Origin of the sequence: Pseudomonas frederiksbergensis (assembly GCF_900105495.1) — a bacterium.
Lineage (GTDB): Bacteria > Pseudomonadota > Gammaproteobacteria > Pseudomonadales > Pseudomonadaceae > Aquipseudomonas > Aquipseudomonas frederiksbergensis.
In genome coordinates this window covers 3,078,229-3,096,199 of sequence record NZ_FNTF01000002.1, presented here as the reverse complement: position 1 = coordinate 3,096,199, position 17,971 = coordinate 3,078,229, and the positions used below count along the sequence as shown (strand labels likewise).

The window sequence follows — 17,971 nt, the reverse complement described above, 5'->3', positions numbered from 1 at the left end:
CCGGGGCCGGTGGTGCGGCCGATGCGGCGCCCCACCTGCAAGCTCATGACTCCTTCTCGAGACTCCTAACAGCTGAGGTGCGCGATGAATTCAAGCTTCTGGAAATCTGGCCATACCCCGACATTGTTCGCGGCCTTCCTCTATTTCGACCTGAGTTTCATGGTCTGGTACCTGCTCGGCCCACTGGCGGTGCAAATCGCTGCTGACCTGCACCTGACCACCCAACAGCGCGGGCTGGTGGTGGCCACGCCGATTCTGGCCGGGGCCGTGTTGCGCTTTGTAATGGGCTTGCTGGCTGATCGCCTGTCGCCGAAAACCGCCGGGCTGATTGGCCAGGTGATCGTCATCTGCGCCCTGTTCGTTGCCTGGAAACACGGCATCCACAGCTACGAACAAGCGCTGGTGCTGGGCCTGTTCCTCGGCATGGCGGGCGCATCCTTTGCCGTCGCCTTGCCGCTGGCCTCGCAATGGTATCCCCCTCAGCACCAAGGCAAAGCCATGGGCATCGCCGGTGCCGGTAACTCGGGCACTGTGCTCGCCGCACTGATCGCCCCGGTGCTGGCCGCAGCATTTGGCTGGAGCAACGTGTTCGGCTTCGCCCTGATCCCGCTGATCCTGACCATCATCGTCTTCGCCTGGCTGGCGAAAAACGCGCCTGAGCGGCCAAAAGCCAAGTCCGTGTCCGACTACTTCAAGGCCTTGGGCGACCGCGACAGCTGGTGGTTCATGTTTTTCTACAGCGTGACCTTCGGCGGCTTCATCGGCCTGGCCAGCGCCTTGCCCGGCTATTTCAACGACCAATATGGCCTCAGCCCGGTGACCGCCGGCTACTACACTGCCGCATGCGTGTTCGGTGGCAGCTTGATGCGTCCGTTGGGTGGCGCTCTGGCGGATCGTTTCGGTGGCATTCGCACCCTTCTGGGGATGTACACGGTGGCGGCGCTCTGCATCGCCGCGGTGGGTTTCAACCTGCCGAGTTCCTACGCAGCGCTGGCACTTTTCGTCTGCACCATGCTCGGTTTGGGTGCCGGTAACGGCGCCGTTTTCCAATTGGTGCCGCAGCGTTTTCGTCGCGAGATCGGTGTAATGACCGGTTTGATCGGCATGGCCGGCGGTATTGGTGGATTTGCGCTGGCAGCGGGCATGGGCGCGATCAAGCAAAGCACCGGCAGTTATCAACTGGCCTTGTGGTTGTTCGCCAGCCTTGGCGTTCTGGCCTGGTTCGGCCTGCACGGTGTGAAACGTCGCTGGAGAACCACGTGGGGTTCGGCGGCCGTGACCGCTGCACGGGTCTGAGGCTTCAATGAGCCTGCAACTGAGTTTTGCCGAAGCGAGCGCCATCGGCCCTCGCGAGGAGAATCAGGACGCCCTGCGCCTGGTGACTCCGGCCCCGGCGCTGGCGGCGAGCAAGGGTTACCTGTTCGCCATCGCCGATGGCGTCAGCCAGTGCGCCGATGGTGGCCTCGCCGCCCGCTCGACGTTGCAGGCCCTGGCGCTGGATTACTACGCCACGCCGGAAACCTGGGGCGTCGCACAGGCCTTGGATCGCCTGCTACTGGCACAAAATCGCTGGTTGCAGGCCAATGGCGGTGGGCAACCGTTGCTCACCACTGTCAGTGCTTTGGTCATGCGCGGCAGGCGATTTACCTTGGCCCATGTCGGCGATTGCCGGGTTTATCGCTGGCACGCCGACACCTTGCAACGGGTCAGCGAGGATCACGTCTGGGACCAGCCGGGCATGCAGCATGTACTCAAACGGGCACTTGGGCTCGATCAGCATTTGGTGCTGGATTTTCTCGATGGCGAACTGCGCTTGAACGAAAGTTTCGTACTGCTCAGCGACGGCATTTGGGCCGTGCTGGGCGACACTGCGATCGCGGCAATTCTGCGCGATCAACCGGATTTGAACAGCGCGGCGCAGACCTTGGTCAGTGCGGCGCATCTGGCCGGCAGCCAGGACAACGCCAGCGCCTTGTTGGTGCGGGTCGATGCCCTCGGTGAAACCAGCATCGGCGATGCGTTGATTCATTTGCAGCAGTGGCCGCTGCCACCGGCCTTGAAACCAGGCCAGACTTTCGAAGGCTGGCAGGTTGAAGGAATACTCGGCCAGAGCCAGCAGTCGCTGCTTTATCGGGTGCGCGATGGGCAACAACAGCCCTGGCTACTGAAAACCTTGCCGGGCGCGCTGCGTGACGATCACCTCGCAGGGCAGGCGTTGCTGTCGGAAGAATGGTTTCTCAAGCGCGTGGCCGGGCGGCACTTCCCTGAAGTCCATGCCGCCAGTCAGCGTCAGCATTTGTACTACGTGATGCGGGAATATTCCGGATCGACCTTGGCGCAATTGCACGCCGATGTAGGACCGCTGCCGCTGCCCCAATGGCAGGATCTGGCCGAACGCCTGCTGCGCGCAGTAGGCATGCTGCATCGACGGCAGATTCTTCATCGCGATATCAAACCGGAGAACTTGCTGCTGGGGGACGACGGCGAATTGCGCCTGCTGGATTTCGGTCTCGCCTACTGCCCGGGCCTGTCCGAAGACCAGCCTTCTGCCCTGCCCGGGACCCCCAGCTATATCGCGCCGGAAGCCTTTCGCGGGGACGCACCGACACCGCAACAGGACCTGTATGCCGTCGGCGTGACCTTGTATTTCCTGCTCACCGGGCATTATCCCTACGGTGAAATCGAAGCTTTTCAGCGCCCGCGGTTCGGGGTTCCTGTCAGCGCCAGTCGCTATCGACCCGACCTGCCGGAATGGATTGCGAAAAGTCTGGAGCACGCAGTAGCGGCGGATCCGGATCAACGCTTTGAAACGGCGGAAGAATGGTTACTGCTGCTGGAACAGGGCGAGCGGCGCAGTTTGAGCGTGCGCCCCAGGCCGCTGCTGGAGCGCGAACCATTGAAGGTCTGGCGGACCTTGGCGCTGGTGTCGTTGCTGGTGAACCTGGTGCTGCTGTTTCTGCTGTTCCACGACTGACACCGCCCCCTTGTAATTCCCTTGTAGCAGCTGGCGAAGCCTGCGTTCGGCTGCGAAGCAGTCGTGAAATCAGGCACCGCGCTGTTTCAGGTAAATCGAGCTGGCTGGATTGACGACTGCTTCGCAGCCGAACGCAGGCTTCGCCAGCTGCTACAGAGACCGCGCCAATTACGGGCAACATGCATTGTTTCGGTGCACAAACATCCCAATCCAAATGCCTAGAGCGCGATTCCCTCCAGTAAATCCGGGCACCTGAAGAACTTGGCACAACCACTGCATTACCTCTCTCACCATACATAAAGCCCAGCCTTCAACGATGAAGGGTGCGCTGCCCGAGAGAACGGGACCAGGACAAAGGCGTCCTCGCTAGGCAACTAGCGGGACGCCTTTTTTTGTTTGCGCACATTTGTCGAGCAAGACCTGAAAGCCCTGTTGAGGCGAGTCTGAGCTCCCGGAGATCCTGATGAAAAAACTAAAACTGGTGATGATCGGCAACGGCATGGCCGGGGTTCGCACCCTGGAAGAACTGCTCAAGTTGAGCAATGAGCTGTACGACATCACGGTCTTCGGCGCCGAACCTCATACCAACTACAACCGCATCCTGCTCTCGCCCGTGCTGGCCGGCGAACAGACCTTCGAAGAGATCGTGCTCAACGATCTGGACTGGTACCTGGACAACAACATCAAGCTGCTGCTCAACCGCAAAGTGGTGGAGATCGACCGGGTCAAACGCCGCGTGATCGCTGAAGACGGCAGCGAGGCCGAATACGATCGCCTGCTGATCGCCACCGGTTCGACCCCGTTCATCCTGCCGATTCCCGGCAACACTCTGGACGGCGTAATCGGCTACCGCGACATCGCCGACACCCAGGCCATGATCGACACGGCGAAAACCCACAAGCACGCCGTTGTAATCGGTGGCGGCCTGCTCGGCCTGGAAGCGGCCAACGGCCTGATGCTGCGCGGCATGCACGTCACCGTGGTGCACATCGGTGAATGGCTGCTGGAACGGCAACTGGACAAAACCAGCGGCCAACTCCTGCAAACCGCCCTGGAAGCCCGTGGCCTGCACTTTCGCCTGTGCGAGCAGACCCAGGCCCTGCACGATGCCGGCAATGGCCGGGTCGGCTCGGTCGAGTTCAAGAATGGCGACATCATCCCCGCCGACCTGGTGGTGATGGCCGCCGGTATTCGCCCCAACACCGAACTCGCGGAAAAATCCGGCATCCCTTGCAACCGCGGGATTCTGGTCAATGACACGATGCAAACCTACGACCCTCGGGTCTACGCCATCGGCGAATGCGCCAGCCACCGCGGCATAGCCTACGGCCTGGTGGCGCCGCTGTTCGAACAGGCCAAGGTCTGCGCCAACCACCTCGCCCAACTGGGCTTCGCCACCTACAAGGGTTCGGTGACGTCGACCAAATTGAAAGTCACCGGCATCGACCTGTTCTCCGCTGGCGACTTCATGGGCGGCGAAGGCACTGAAACCATCACCCTTTCCGACCCTATCGGCGGGGTCTACAAAAAACTGGTGATCAAGGATGACGTGCTGGTCGGGGCCTGTCTGTACGGCGATACGGCAGACGGTGGCTGGTATTTCCGGCAGATCCGTGAGAACCACGCCATCGACGAGATCCGCGATCACCTCATGTTCGGCGAAAACGCCTTGGGCGACGTAGGACATCAGGGTCAGGACAAAGCCATGAGCATGGCCGACACCGCCGAAGTCTGCGGCTGCAACGGCGTGTGCAAAGGCACCATCGTCAAGGCGATTCAGGAACACGGGCTGTTCAGCGTCGACGACGTCAAGAAACACACCAAGGCTGCCAGCTCCTGCGGCTCCTGCGCAGGGTTGGTGGAACAGATCCTGATCAACACCGTGGGCGGCGCAGCAGACGTCAAACCGAAAAGCGAAAAAGCCATTTGCGGTTGCAGCGACCTGAACCACGGGCAAATCCGCCAGGCCATCCGCGACCAGCACCTGCTGACCATCGCTGGCACCATGAGCTACCTGAACTGGCGCACGCCGAACGGCTGCGCCACATGCCGCCCGGCGCTCAACTACTACCTGATTTCCACCTGGCCGGGCGAAGCCAAGGACGACCCGCAATCGCGCCTGATCAACGAACGGGCCCACGCCAACATTCAGAAAGACGGCACTTACTCTGTAGTCCCGCGGATGTGGGGCGGTGTGACCAATCCTTCGGAACTGCGGCGCATTGCCGACGTGGCCGACAAATACAACGTGCCGATGGTCAAGGTGACCGGCGGCCAGCGTATCGATTTGCTGGGGATCAAGAAGCAGGACCTGCCCGGCGTCTGGAAAGATCTCGACATGCCGTCCGGCCACGCCTACGGCAAATCCATCCGCACCGTGAAGACTTGCGTCGGCAGCGAGTTCTGCCGTTTTGGTACGCAGAACTCCACGCAACTGGGCATCGAGCTTGAGCACGACCTGTTCAACATGTGGTCGCCGCATAAAGTGAAACTCGCCGTCTCCGGTTGCCCACGCAACTGTTCGGAAGCGGGCATCAAGGACGTCGGAATTATCGGCGTGGATTCGGGCTGGGAAATGTACATCGGCGGCAACGGTGGGATCAAAACCGAGGTCGCGGAATTCTTCGTCAAACTGAAAACCGCCGAAGAAGTGCGTGAATACAACGGCGCGTTCCTGCAGCTTTATCGCGAAGAGGCTTTCTACCTCGAACGCACCGTGCACTACCTGCAACGGGTCGGCATGGAACACATCAAGAAAGCCGTGCTGGAAGACCCGGAGCGGCGCAAGGCGCTCAACGAGCGCTTGCAATTCTCCTTGTCGTTCGAACAGGACCCGTGGAAGGAACGCCTGGAACAACCGCTGCTGAAGAAAGAATTCGACGTCATCACAGTGAAGAATCTGGAGGTGCCGGCATGAACTGGCTGGATATCTGCGCACTGGAAGAAATCAATGCCCTGGGCTCGCGGATCATCGCTGGCCCGAAAGGCGACATCGCGATTTTTCGTACCAGCGACGATGAGGTTTTCGCACTCGATGACCGCTGCCCACACAAGGGCGGGCCACTGTCCCAAGGTCTGATCTACGGCAAACGAGTCGCCTGCCCGCTGCACAACTGGCAGATCGACCTTGAGACTGGGGAAGCCCAGGCCCCGGACATCGGTTGCGCTCACCACCACTCAGCACGGGTCGAGAACGGCCGGGTGTTGCTGGCTCTGCGGGAAGCAAACTGATGAACCAGATCACCGCCTCCACCTGCTGCTACTGCGGGGTCGGCTGCGGCGTGCTGATCGAGCATGACGGCGAGCGCATTCTCGGCGTCAGCGGCGATCCGGCCCACCCGGCCAACTTCGGCAAATTGTGCAGCAAAGGCTCTACCTTGCACCTGACCGGCGACCTCGCAGCCCGGGCGTTGTACCCCGAGCTGCGCCTGGGCAAAGGCCTGGCCCGCAGCCGCACCGACTGGGACACCGCCCTCGATCACGCCGCCAGCGTTTTTGCCGAGACCATTGCCGAACACGGCCCGGACAGCGTGGCGTTCTACATTTCCGGGCAATTGCTGACCGAGGATTACTACGCCTTCAACAAACTGGCGCGCGCGCTGGTGGGCACCAACAACATCGACAGCAATTCGCGCCTGTGCATGTCTTCGGCAGTAGTTGGTTACAAGCGCAGCCTGGGCGCCGACGCACCGCCGTGCAGCTACGAAGACCTGGAACTGAGCGACTGCGTGATGATCGTCGGCAGCAACATGGCCTACGCCCACCCGGTACTTTTCCGTCGACTGGAAGAAGCGAAATCCCGCCGGCCGCAGATGAAAGTCATCGTTATCGACCCGCGTCGTACCGACACCTGCGATCTGGCTGACCTGCACCTGGCGATTCTGCCAGGCACCGATGTCGCCTTGTTCCATGGGATTTTGCACCTGCTGCTGTGGGAAGACTGGGTCGACCGCGACTTCATCAAGGCCCACACCGAAGGCCTGGCCGAACTGAAGAACCTGGTGCGCGATTACACGCCGCAGATGGTTTCGCAGCTCTGTGGAATCAGCATTGATCAACTGCATCAATGCGCAGAATGGGTTGGCACTTCACCGAGCTTCCTGTCGCTGTGGTGCATGGGCTTGAACCAGTCCACCGCTGGCAGCGCAAAAAACAGCGCACTGATAAACCTGCACCTGGCCACCGGGCAAATCGGCCGCCCCGGCGCAGGACCTTTCTCCCTGACCGGTCAGCCAAACGCCATGGGCGGCCGCGAAACCGGTAGCCTGTCGAACCTGCTGCCCGGCCATCGCGAAGCCGCCAATGCTGAACATCGCGCGGAAGTGGCAGGGTATTGGGGTGTGGATCAATTGCCTGCAAGCACCGGGCTTACTGCCATTGAATTGTTTGAGCAGGTGCGCAGCGGAAAAATCAAGGCTCTGTGGATCGCTTGCACCAATCCAGCACAATCAATGCCGGATCAAACCGCTGTGCGCGAGGCGCTGCAAGCCTGTCCGTTCGTGGTGTTGCAGGAGGCCTTCCGCACCACCGAAACCGCAGCCTTCGCTGACTTGCTGCTGCCTGCTGCCAGTTGGGGTGAAAAGGACGGCACGGTAACCAACTCCGAACGGCGCATTTCCCACGTTCGTCGAGCCATCGTCGCACCTGGCGAAGCCCGCTCTGACTGGGCGATCACCGTGGATTTCGCACAGCGCCTGGAGAAATATCTGCGTCCCGGACAAACCAGTCTGTTTGCCTTTGAAAACCCGGCGCAGATCTTCGACGAGTACAAGCAATTGACCCGCGGGCGTGATCTGGACTTGTCCGGCATCAGCCATGCGTTGATCGACCGCCTAGGCCCGCAGCAATGGCCTTTCCCCATGGGTGCCAGCGAAGGCACGGCCCGGTTGTATCTGGACGGGATTTTCCCGACGGCCAGTGGGCGCGCGCAATTCGTGGCCGACCCGTACCGCGCCGCCAAGGAACAACGCGACGCGCGCTTCCCGCTAACCCTGATCACCGGCCGCCTGCGCGATCAATGGCACGGCATGAGCCGCACCGGCACCGCCGCCCAGCTATTCGGCCACGTCAGCGAAGCCGTGTTGAGTTTGCACCCGGATGAACTGCGTCGGCATCGGTTGCAATCGGGCGACCTGGTCAGCCTGAAAAGTCGCCGTGGTGCGGTGATTGTCGCCGTTGGAGGCGACGACAGCGTGCGCCCCGGCCAGGCCTTTCTGCCTATGCATTGGGGTGATCGCTTCCTCAAGGGCGGCGTAAATACCCTCACTCTTCCCGCCTTCGACCCGCTATCGAAACAGCCCGAACTCAAACACAGTGGCGTGCGTCTCGAAGCTGTAAATCTGCCATGGCAGCTATTCGCCCTCATCGAAGGCGATGTTCAACAGAGTTTTGAGACGCTACGACCGCTTTGTGAGGCGTTTTCCTACGTCAGCCTCAGCCTCGCTGGCCGTGAACGCCCCGCGCTGCTGATACGCGCTGCCAGCGCCGTCGCGCCCGATCCGCAACTGCTGCGCGACATCGATCAATGCCTGGGACTCAACAATGGCCCGGTTCTGGCCTATGACGACCCCCGGCGCTCCATCGGAAAACGCGTGCGGATCGAGAACGGCCGGATCACCGCGATTCGCCTGGCGGGTGAAACCCTTGCCCAACACTGGCTGCAAAGCCTGTGGCTGGAAGGTCGCGCTGACGAACAGCTGCGGCGCTGGCTGCTGGCACCGCTGAGCGCGCCACCAGGCAACGCCAATGCACCGGCCGCGGGGAACAAAACCCTGTGCAACTGCAAAAACGTCAGCCAAAGCGCAGTCTGCGCCGGCATTAGCCGCGGCCTGGACCTGCAAGGCCTGAAACAAGAATTGGGCTGCGGCACGCAATGCGGCTCCTGCGTCCCGGAAATCAAGCGTTTGCTGGCCGCCACTGCGCAGCCGGTCGCCGTCACCTCGTGAGGAAAACACTATGAGCGCAAAAGTCTGGCTGGTGGGCGCGGGTCCTGGCGATCCGGAATTGTTGACCCTCAAGGCCGTGCGGGCGTTGAGCGAAGCGGATGTGGTGCTGATCGATGACCTGGTCAACGATGCGGTGCTGGAACATTGCCCGCAGGCGCGGATCATTCCCGTGGGCAAGCGCGGCGGCTGTCGCTCCACACCTCAGGCATTCATTCATCGCCTGATGCTGCGTTATGCCCGCCACGGAAAATGCGTGGTGCGCCTCAAGGGTGGTGATCCGTGCATTTTCGGCCGGGGCGGCGAAGAGGCGCAGTGGCTGCGTGAACGTGGAGTCGAAGTGGAACTGGTCAACGGCATTACTGCAGGGCTTGCCGGCGCAACGCAATGCGATATTCCGTTGACCCTGCGGGGTGTTGCGCGTGGCGTGACGCTGGTCACCGCCCACACTCAGGATGGCAGCAGCCTGAACTGGCAAGCCCTGGCCCAAGGTGGCACGACGTTGGTGGTGTATATGGGTGTCGCAAAACTGAGCGAGATCCGTGAGCAGTTGCTCGCCGGAGGAATGGCGGCGGATACCCCGGTGGCGATGATTGAAAACGCTTCCCTGCCACACCAACGGGAATGTCGGAGCGACCTGACTGCGATGGAAGAAGATGCCTACGCTTTTGAGTTGAAAAGCCCGGCCATCCTGGTGATCGGAGCGGTCGCGGCCAGTGCAGAAGTATCCCTGTCGGTATCTGATTTCTCTTCGATTGCAGTCAATCAGTCAACCTGACTTCCCCCCGCTTCATCCCTCCCCTCATCAAATCGCAGACAAAGAAAAGCCCGGCCTAAGCCGGGCTTTTCAGAGCTGCGAGCTAATTACTTAGCTTGAGCTTCAACCTGCGCTTCTACGCGACGGTTTACAGCTTGGCCAGCTTTAGTAGCGTTGTCAGCAACTGGGCGGGATTCGCCGTAGCCAACAGACTGAACGCGGGACGATTCAACACCGTACTGGTTGGTCAGAACGTTCTTAACGGCGTTTGCACGACGCTCGGACAGTTTCTGGTTGTAAGCGTCAGGACCGACGGAGTCAGTGTGACCTTCAACAGTAGTGCTGGTCGATGGGTACTGCTTCATGAAGTCAGCGAGGTTTTTGATGTCGCCGTAGCTGTTAGGCTTGACTACCGACTTGTCGAAGTCGAACTTCACGTCCAGCTCAACACGAACAACTTCAGCAACTGCTGGGCAACCATCAGCGTCAACAGTTACGTTGGCTGGGGTGTCCGGGCACTTGTCAACGTTGTCGCAAACGCCATCGTTGTCGCTGTCGGCGCAGACTTCAGCTGGTGCTGGAACTGGAGCAGCAGCAGGCTTGGAGCCGCCACCGAAGTTCACACCGATACCGACGCTTGGAGCCCACTCGGTGTCGCCCTGGTCGATGTTGTATTGAGCTTCAACGCCAGCACGAGCGTAGAAGTTCTCGGTGAAGTACAGCTTGGCACCGCCGCCAACGTTGGCGAAGGTGGAACGGTCACGACCGCCGGAGCCATTCTGACCGATGCTTTGATCGGAGAAGCCAGCCGATACGTACGGACGCAGCATGTCGCCCGGGTTGTTGAAGTGGTACAGAGCGTCCAGAGCGGTGTTAGCGCCCTTGATGTTACGACCGTCGTCGGAACGCACGTTGTGCACTTCGTCGTAGGCCAGACGCAGTTCAACGTCGTCGGTCAGGAAGTAACCAACCGAACCACCGAAGAGGTTGCCGTTGTTCTTGAAGTTACGAGCGCTGTCGAATTGTTCTTTCTTGGCGAAGCCTTCGATTTCAACTGCGCCTTGGCCTTGTGCCAGAGCGCCGAACGAAGTGGCGGCAATCAAAGAACCAATGGCCAAGCCCAAGGTGTTTTTCAGTTTCATCCGTTAAATCCCCATCTGGTGATTGTGAAGCAGTCCCGCAAACCGGGGGACAACTCGGCGGCAAGTCTATCAGAACTTGCCTACACGTAAGAGATATTTGCGCCGAACTAAGTTTCAGCAATGCCTGCAAATTTCTCACGCAATTTATCTAGAGCACGTTTGTAACGCATTTTTGTTGCACTCAAACCCATGTGCATGATATCCGCGATCTCTTGAAATTCCAGCTCTGCGACAAATCGTAGCACCAGAATTTCACGGTCAATCGGGTTCACATACACTAACCAGCGATCGAGTCCACCCTTATCCTCGGGTTTCGGCGCCTTTTCTTCAGACGCTTCCTCAAGGGGGTCCAGACTCAAAGCATCCATCAAGCGACGCTTTCGCCGTTCTTTCCGATACTGCGTGATGCACTCGTTATACGTGATGCTGTACAGCCACGTCTTGAACTTCGATTTACCCTCGAAGTTCTTCAGGCCATACAACACCTTCAACATCACTTCCTGACAGACATCGTCTGCGTCGCGATCGTTCCCAAGATACCGTGCGCAGACGTTAAATAATGTTCGCTGGTAACGCCGCATCAGTTCTTCATAGGCGCGCGTTACGTGAAACAGCTCGGTATGCGAGCGCGCGACCAACTCCTCATCAGAGAGCTCGCGGGGGTCGTAGCGCGTAGACAGCGATTGAGCTTTATTCAAAACAAGTCGGGCCGACAGTCAGGTCAATGTCCGCCACAACCCTTTTCAGGGCATTTTTGCGGCGGCATACATTAGCAGGGTTTGCCGGGTTAGCGGCTACTCACATGCTGTTCCAGGAGGATCCGATTGGAGAGAGAGACTAGCTCACCCTCATCGGTCAGCAATGTGGTTTTAACCGTGCCGATCTCTTCGATCTGACCTTCGACCTCGCCAACACGCACTTGTTGCCCAACCTGATACAACTCACGCACATAGATTCCCGCAAGAATCTGACCGGCAATTTCCCGGCTTCCCAACCCCATGGCCAGCGCAACCGCCAGACCAACGGTAATCAATACAATCACAATCACGTGGTTGAGCAGGTCAGTCTTGACCTCCAACTGGCTGATTGCGACCGAAATACTGATGATAATCACCAGGCCCTGGGCAATTCTCCCCAAGCCCGCAGCGTAGTCCAGCCCTACGCCCTCTGCCGCACCACGCACCAGCCCATTGGCCAATTGCGCGAGCAAAACACCCACCAGCAACACCAGCGCGGCGCCAAATACTTTCGGCAAATACAGCGCAAGCATGTCAAGCGTAGCCGAAACTCGCTCAAGTCCAAGGGATTCTGCGGCAGAAACCAGAAAAATCAGCAGAACGAACCAATAGACAATCTTGCCGATCAAGGTCGAGATCGGTACTTGAAGGCCGGCCCGGGACAGTAATTTGGTCAGGCCAGTGCCGCCCATCAGGCGATCGAGCCCCAGTTTGGCGAGCAACTTCGACAGCAAAGTGTCCAAAAGTTTCGCAACGACGAAACCCAACAGCAGCACAACCAGTGCGCCGAACAGGTTCGGGATGAAATTTGCAATCTTGGTCCATAACGCAGTCATTGCAGTGACGAGGCTCTGAGTCCAGAGATCAAGTTCCATATTCAATCAGCCTTATCAGCAGTGCGAACGGTAGGTTTACGGTGACGGGAAACCGGAGCGACATGGGCCGATCCGTTATTCAAGGCAATCATCAGCGCGGGCAGCCAGCGGCCCAGCAAGCTGAACAGATCACCGGCGCCGACCTGGCGGTTGGCGGTTTTCAGTACACGCCCCAGGCACGCATCGTCGTCCCGGGTGGACGGTGATGCCTTGAGCATGTCACGCAAAGACTGTTCAAACGGATCGTGCATACGCACCTCTCGTGATGTCTGTGAAAGACGCGATCAAATTTGCCCGGGTCACATGGCTCACCGTCAGAACCAGCGCAAACGGCGGAATAACCACCACTGCCCCAGCGCCACCGAGACCATCATCAGACACGCAATCAGGAAGCCATAAGGGCTTGCAGAGAACGGAATTCCGCCGACATTGATGCCCAGAAGACCCGCCAGAAAACTCATCGGCAAAAAGATTCCAGTGATGATCCCGAAGCGGTACATCGTGCGGTTCATTCGCACGCTCAAACGTCTATCTTCGGCCTCGAGGACCAACCCCACCCGCTCCCGGGTCAATTCCAGCTCCTCGAGATAGCGGGTCAGGCTGTTGTTCAATTCGTTCCAGTAATCACCGTCGTCTTCGACGAACCAAGGCAGTTTTATCCGTGTCAGCTGTCCGAATATTTCCCGCTGCGGCGCAAGAAAACGCTTCAGCGCAGCGGCCCTGCGTCGGATCTGCAAAACGGCTCCGTGCTCGGGGGTATACCGTTCGTCGGTATCCAGCTTTTCTTCTTCCTCATCGACCACTTCCGAGAGGCAACTGACCAGATCCTGCACCTTGTTGGTGAGGTACTGCGCCATATAAAGGATGAGTTCCGACGCGGTTTTCGGTCCTTTGCCTTCGGCGAGCTGCACCAGCAACTCATCGGTGGCACGCAACGGACGCAAACGCAGGGAAATAACCCGCTGGGCCGAGCCAAAAATCCGCACCGAGACCATGTCTTCCGGCTCGGCGCCCGGATTCAGGTTGACCCCGCGCAAAAATAGCAGCAGTTCGCTGTCCGGAAGCTGTAAAAGACGCGGACGGGTGTTCTCTTCAAGTAAAAGATCACAGCTGAACTCGCTCAGACCGCTGGATTTTCGTAACCAGGTCCGGGTTTGCGGATGACTGCGATCCCAGTGCAGCCACAGGCTTTCATGGGCTTGCAGCCGCAAGTCATCGAGTTCAGTCCGGGCTATCGAACGCGCACTGCCTTTACCGTCCAGCACCAGGGCATGTACCAGCCCCCACTGCGCGTTTTCTTCCTCGAACATCCTCACCCCTTTGGTTGACTCAACGCTTATTCAGGCATTTTCAGCGGGCTTGGCGAAATGATCACGCCGTTGTTGTCCGCATAAATGTAGTGGCCCGGATGGAACGTCACACCGGCAAAAGTGACCGCAACGTTGAGATCGCCGAGCCCGCGCCGGTCGGATTTGCGCGGGTGACTGGCCAGTGCCTGAACGCCCAGATCGGTCTGCGCGATGATATCCACGTCACGGATGCAACCGTAGATCACCAGCCCTTCCCAACCGTTTTTCGCGGCTTTCTCGGCCAGCATGTCACCCAGCAGCGCATGACGCAGGGAACCGCCACCGTCGACCACTAGCACCTTGCCATTCCCCTGGAGCTCGACCTGCTCCTTGACCCGCGAATTGTCTTCGAAACATTTGATGGTCACGATTTCGCCGCCGAAAGAATCACGGCCGCCGAAATTGCTGAACATCGGTTCCAGCACCTGCACCAGTTCTGGATAAGCGTCGCAAAGGTCAGGCGTGATGTAATGGTTCATCGAGAAACTCCTGTAGAGAGGAAGACAATCGAGGATGTCGCAAAGTGACCAGAAAAGCTCAATGCGTCATATCTTAGCCGCAAGCCGAACGGAGCGAAATGCCCTTGTTAGAGCATCTGACTCAGCTTGCCGTAGCAAGATCCGGCTTTTCACCCAGCAAGGGAGTCTGTTGATCCGCCAACCAGCGCGCCACCAGCGGCCAGACTTCAGTCTGCGCGGCTTTGCTGACAAGCATCTCTACGTGACCGAAATTATCGCCAAAGCCCTGCTCGCGACCCAGGCTGATGAATTGCTTATGCTCGGAACCCACCTGATCGAACAGCTTGCGACAAGCCCAAGTCGGGTCCTGATGGTCACCGGCGGCGCTCACGGCCAATACCGGTAACTGAACGTCGGCCAATCCGGCCCACCAATCCTTGTCGGCATCGCCGAAGCGCCCGAACAAGCCATGCCAGCGCATGCTTTCCAGGGCCAGGCCAATGGGCTCGTCCTCCGGGCCGCGCTTGAGCCGTGAGCCGGACAACTGGGCGAAACGCTTGAGAATGAAGCGCCCGCTCCACTCCACCGGCGGAATTTTCAACGGCCAGTAGGTGCGGCTGATTTGAGTACCGAAAAACGCGGCGGAAGCCACCACCGGCTCGCCGATGTACTCACCACCCAATGCCGCCGCCAGGGTAATCCCGCCCAGCGAGTGACCGATCCAGTGCGGGACCTGGCCGCTCTGCTCGCGCACGAACGCGCCAATGGCCGGCAAATCGTAACGGGCATAGTCGGCAACACGGTTCTTGCGGTAGTTCTGGTTACGCTGGGACAGGCCATGTCCACGCATTTCGGGAATCCATACATCGAATCCCAAACGCGTCAGATAGGCGCCCAGCCCAAGCCCCTTCGGGGAAAACCAGAACCGGCGATTGGAAAAGCTGCCATGAAGCAAAATAACCGGAACGCCGCGCACGTCGGAGCCATCCGCCATGCCCAGGCGAGTCACAGCCAGTTCGACGGTGCCGTCAGGGCTGTTGCCGGGTTTCAGACGATAGACGTCTTCGCTCAGATCGCCGCGCCGTTCGGCGCTGATCAGGGCGACAGGAAATAGGTTGCTGCTGCTTTGCATAATGCTCTTGCACAAAAAAGGGCGGCTTCCAGAGGAGCCCGCCCTACTTCAATCTCAGAAAACGACTACTCCCTGTAGGAGCACAGCTTGCTGGCGATGGCGATTTTGAAGACACCATCGCGGGCAAGCCTTGCTCCTACAGGGAGCGGTCCGTGCACACCATCAAGCCGAAGCTTGACCTTCAGCCAGGAAGAACCAGGTTTCCAGTACGGAATCGGGGTTCAACGAAACGCTTTCGATGCCCTGTTCCATCAGCCATTTGGCCAGATCAGGGTGGTCCGAAGGACCCTGGCCGCAAATGCCGATGTACTTGCCAGCCTTGTTGCAGGCCTGAATCGCGTTGGCCAGCAGTTTCTTGACCGCCGGATTACGCTCGTCGAACAGGTGCGCGATGATCCCGGAGTCACGATCCAGGCCCAGGGTCAGCTGGGTCAGGTCGTTGGAACCGATGGAGAAGCCGTCAAAGAACTCGAGGAACTCTTCGGCGAGGATCGCGTTGGACGGAAGTTCGCACATCATGATGATGCGCAGGCCGTTTTCGCCGCGCTTCAGACCGTTTTCCGCCAACAGGTCGATGACCTGGCTGGCTTCGCCCAGTGTACGGACGAACGGCACCATGATTTCAACGTTAGTCAGGCCCATCTCGTTGCGCACGCGCTTGAGGGCACGGCATTCGAGTTCGAAGCAGTCACGGAACGATTCGCTGATGTAACGCGAAGCACCGCGGAAGCCCAACATCGGGTTTTCTTCTTCCGGCTCGTAGAGCTTGCCGCCGATCAGGTTGGCGTATTCGTTGGACTTGAAGTCCGACAGACGCACGATGACCTTTTTCGGGGTGAACGCAGCGGCCAGGGTGCTGATGCCTTCAACCAGCTTCTCGACATAGAAGCCAACCGGATCGTCGTAGCCGGCAATGCGCTTGTCGACACTGTCCTTGATGTCCTGCGGCAGACCGTCGTAGTTCAGCAGTGCTTTCGGGTGAACACCGATCATGCGGTTGATGATGAATTCCAGACGGGCCAGGCCCACACCGGCGTTCGGCAACTGAGCGAAATCGAAGGCGCGGTCCGGGTTGCCGACGTTCATCATGATCTTGAACGGCAGATCAGGCATGGCGTCCACGGAGTTTTTCTTGATGTCGAAGCCCAGTTCGCCTTCGAAGATGTAGCCGGTGTCGCCTTCAGCGCAGGAAACGGTCACGCCCTGGCCGTCTTGCAGCAGCTGGGTGGCGTTGCCGCAACCGACCACTGCAGGGATGCCCAGCTCGCGGGCGATGATTGCCGCGTGGCAGGTACGACCGCCACGGTTGGTGACGATGGCGCTGGCGCGCTTCATGACCGGTTCCCAGTCCGGGTCGGTCATGTCGGAGACCAGTACGTCGCCGGGCTGGACTTTGTCCATCTCGGACACGTCCTTGATGATGCGGACCTTGCCGGCGCCGATACGCTGGCCGATGGCGCGACCTTCAACCAGCACGGTGCCGGTTTCTTTCAACAGGTAGCGTTCCATGACATTGGCCGAAGTGCGGCTCTTCACGGTTTCAGGACGGGCCTGAACGATGTAGAGCTTGCCGTCGTCGCCGTCTTTGGCCCATTCGATGTCCATCGGGCACTTGTAGTGCTTCTCGATGATCATCGCTTGCTTGGCCAGTTCGCTGACTTCGGCGTCGGTCAGGCAGAAGCGTGCGCGATCGGCCTTGTCGACGTCGATGGTCTTGACCGATTTACCGGCCGTGGCGACTTCGCCGTAGATCATCTTGATGGCTTTGCTGCCCAGGTTGCGACGCAGGATGGCCGGACGACCGGCTTCCAGCGTGCCTTTGTGGACGTAGAACTCATCCGGGTTCACCGCGCCTTGTACGACGGTTTCACCCAGGCCGTAGGCGCCGGTGATGAACACCACGTCACGGAAGCCCGATTCGGTATCGAGGGTGAACATCACGCCGGCGGTGCCGGTTTCGGAGCGGACCATGCGCTGCACGCCAGCCGACAGGGCAACCAGCTTGTGGTCGAAGCCCTGGTGGACACGGTAGGAAATCGCGCGGTCGTTGAACAGCGAAGCGAACACCTCTTTGGCGGCGCGAATGACGTTTTCGACACCACGGATGTTCAGGAAGGTTTCCTGCTGACCGGCGAAGGAAGCGTCCGGCAGGTCTTCGGCGGTAGCGGAAGAGCGCACGGCTACGGCCATGTCAGGGTTGCCGGCCGACAGCGTGGCGAACGCGGTGCGGATCTCGGCGTTGAGTTTCTCGGGGAATTCGGCTTCCATGATCCATTGACGGATCTGGGCGCCGGTCTTGGCCAGGGCATTGACATCGTCGACGTCCAGGGCGTCGAGGGCTGCATGGATCTGATCGTTCAGGCCGCTCAGCTCGAGAAAATCACGATAAGCCTGAGCTGTCGTGGCGAAGCCACCGGGCACCGATACACCGGCACCTGCAAGGTTACTGATCATCTCGCCCAGGGATGCGTTCTTGCCCCCTACGTGCTCTACATCATGGACGCCGAGCTTATCGAGGGAAACTACGTACTCTACCAAGGTGATCTCTCCACTAACTGTGTTGGAAAAGCTCAGAAGCCGGCTGCTCTAAGGAGCGTTTGCCAGC

General features: G+C 59.4%; 14 protein-coding genes. 6 read left to right on the top strand and 8 right to left on the bottom strand.

All coding sequences use genetic code 11. The features are described from left to right. Positions 1–84 precede the first annotated feature (84 nt). The 6 genes from BLW70_RS14550 to cobA all read left to right on the top strand — a co-directional run bounded on the left by BLW70_RS14550 (position 85) and on the right by cobA (position 9,694). Positions 85–1,296: a nitrate/nitrite transporter gene (locus BLW70_RS14550; protein WP_074875036.1), complete on the top strand. Its 1,212-nt coding sequence runs from the start codon at positions 85–87 to the stop codon at positions 1,294–1,296. A 7-nt stretch (positions 1,297–1,303) separates the two neighbouring features. Next, positions 1,304–2,974, top strand: a complete 1,671-nt coding sequence (locus BLW70_RS14545; protein ID WP_074875034.1) for a bifunctional protein-serine/threonine kinase/phosphatase — start codon at positions 1,304–1,306, stop codon at positions 2,972–2,974. A gap of 463 nt (positions 2,975–3,437) precedes the next feature. Further along, positions 3,438–5,891, top strand: a complete 2,454-nt coding sequence (gene nirB, locus BLW70_RS14540; protein ID WP_074875032.1) for a nitrite reductase large subunit NirB — start codon at positions 3,438–3,440, stop codon at positions 5,889–5,891. Beyond that, positions 5,888–6,205 carry a nitrite reductase small subunit NirD gene (gene nirD / locus BLW70_RS14535; protein ID WP_074875030.1) on the top strand — a complete coding sequence of 106 codons (318 nt, stop codon included), beginning with the start codon at positions 5,888–5,890 and terminating at the stop codon, positions 6,203–6,205. Before nirB ends, nirD begins: the two co-directional genes overlap by 4 nt. Next, on the top strand, positions 6,205–8,919 hold the full coding sequence (locus tag BLW70_RS14530) for a nitrate reductase (protein WP_074875028.1): 2,715 nt from the start codon (positions 6,205–6,207) through the stop codon (positions 8,917–8,919). Before nirD ends, BLW70_RS14530 begins: the two co-directional genes overlap by 1 nt. A gap of 10 nt (positions 8,920–8,929) precedes the next feature. After that, positions 8,930–9,694, top strand: coding sequence for a uroporphyrinogen-III C-methyltransferase (gene cobA, locus BLW70_RS14525; protein ID WP_074875027.1), 765 nt, complete (start codon positions 8,930–8,932; stop codon positions 9,692–9,694). Between the two features lie 86 nt (positions 9,695–9,780). Here cobA and BLW70_RS14520 read toward each other — a convergent pair whose 3' ends face one another. The 8 genes from BLW70_RS14520 to ppsA form a co-directional block, all read right to left on the bottom strand. Further along, positions 9,781–10,815 carry an OmpA family protein gene (locus BLW70_RS14520; protein WP_074875025.1) on the bottom strand — a complete coding sequence of 345 codons (1,035 nt, stop codon included), beginning with the start codon at positions 10,813–10,815 and terminating at the stop codon, positions 9,781–9,783. A gap of 107 nt (positions 10,816–10,922) precedes the next feature. Next, positions 10,923–11,513 carry an RNA polymerase sigma factor SigX gene (gene sigX / locus BLW70_RS14515; protein ID WP_008146300.1) on the bottom strand — a complete coding sequence of 197 codons (591 nt, stop codon included), beginning with the start codon at positions 11,511–11,513 and terminating at the stop codon, positions 10,923–10,925. 89 nt (positions 11,514–11,602) lie between these two features. Next, positions 11,603–12,427 carry a mechanosensitive ion channel family protein gene (locus BLW70_RS14510; RefSeq protein WP_074875022.1) on the bottom strand — a complete coding sequence of 275 codons (825 nt, stop codon included), beginning with the start codon at positions 12,425–12,427 and terminating at the stop codon, positions 11,603–11,605. A 2-nt stretch (positions 12,428–12,429) separates the two neighbouring features. Further along, positions 12,430–12,678 carry a hypothetical protein gene (locus BLW70_RS14505; RefSeq protein WP_008146303.1) on the bottom strand — a complete coding sequence of 83 codons (249 nt, stop codon included), beginning with the start codon at positions 12,676–12,678 and terminating at the stop codon, positions 12,430–12,432. A gap of 63 nt (positions 12,679–12,741) precedes the next feature. After that, positions 12,742–13,737 (bottom strand): zinc transporter ZntB, encoded by a 996-nt coding sequence (locus BLW70_RS14500; protein ID WP_074875020.1) that lies wholly within the window; start codon positions 13,735–13,737, stop codon positions 12,742–12,744. 26 nt (positions 13,738–13,763) lie between these two features. Beyond that, positions 13,764–14,255 carry a ribonuclease E activity regulator RraA gene (rraA, locus tag BLW70_RS14495; protein ID WP_074875018.1) on the bottom strand — a complete coding sequence of 164 codons (492 nt, stop codon included), beginning with the start codon at positions 14,253–14,255 and terminating at the stop codon, positions 13,764–13,766. A 121-nt stretch (positions 14,256–14,376) separates the two neighbouring features. After that, complete coding sequence (locus BLW70_RS14490; protein WP_074875016.1) at positions 14,377–15,366, bottom strand: alpha/beta fold hydrolase; 990 nt, start codon at positions 15,364–15,366, stop codon at positions 14,377–14,379. A gap of 162 nt (positions 15,367–15,528) precedes the next feature. Beyond that, entirely contained in the window at positions 15,529–17,904 is a 2,376-nt protein-coding gene (gene ppsA / locus BLW70_RS14485) for a phosphoenolpyruvate synthase (RefSeq protein ID WP_074875014.1), read from the bottom strand. Positions 17,905–17,971: the final 67 nt, after the last annotated feature.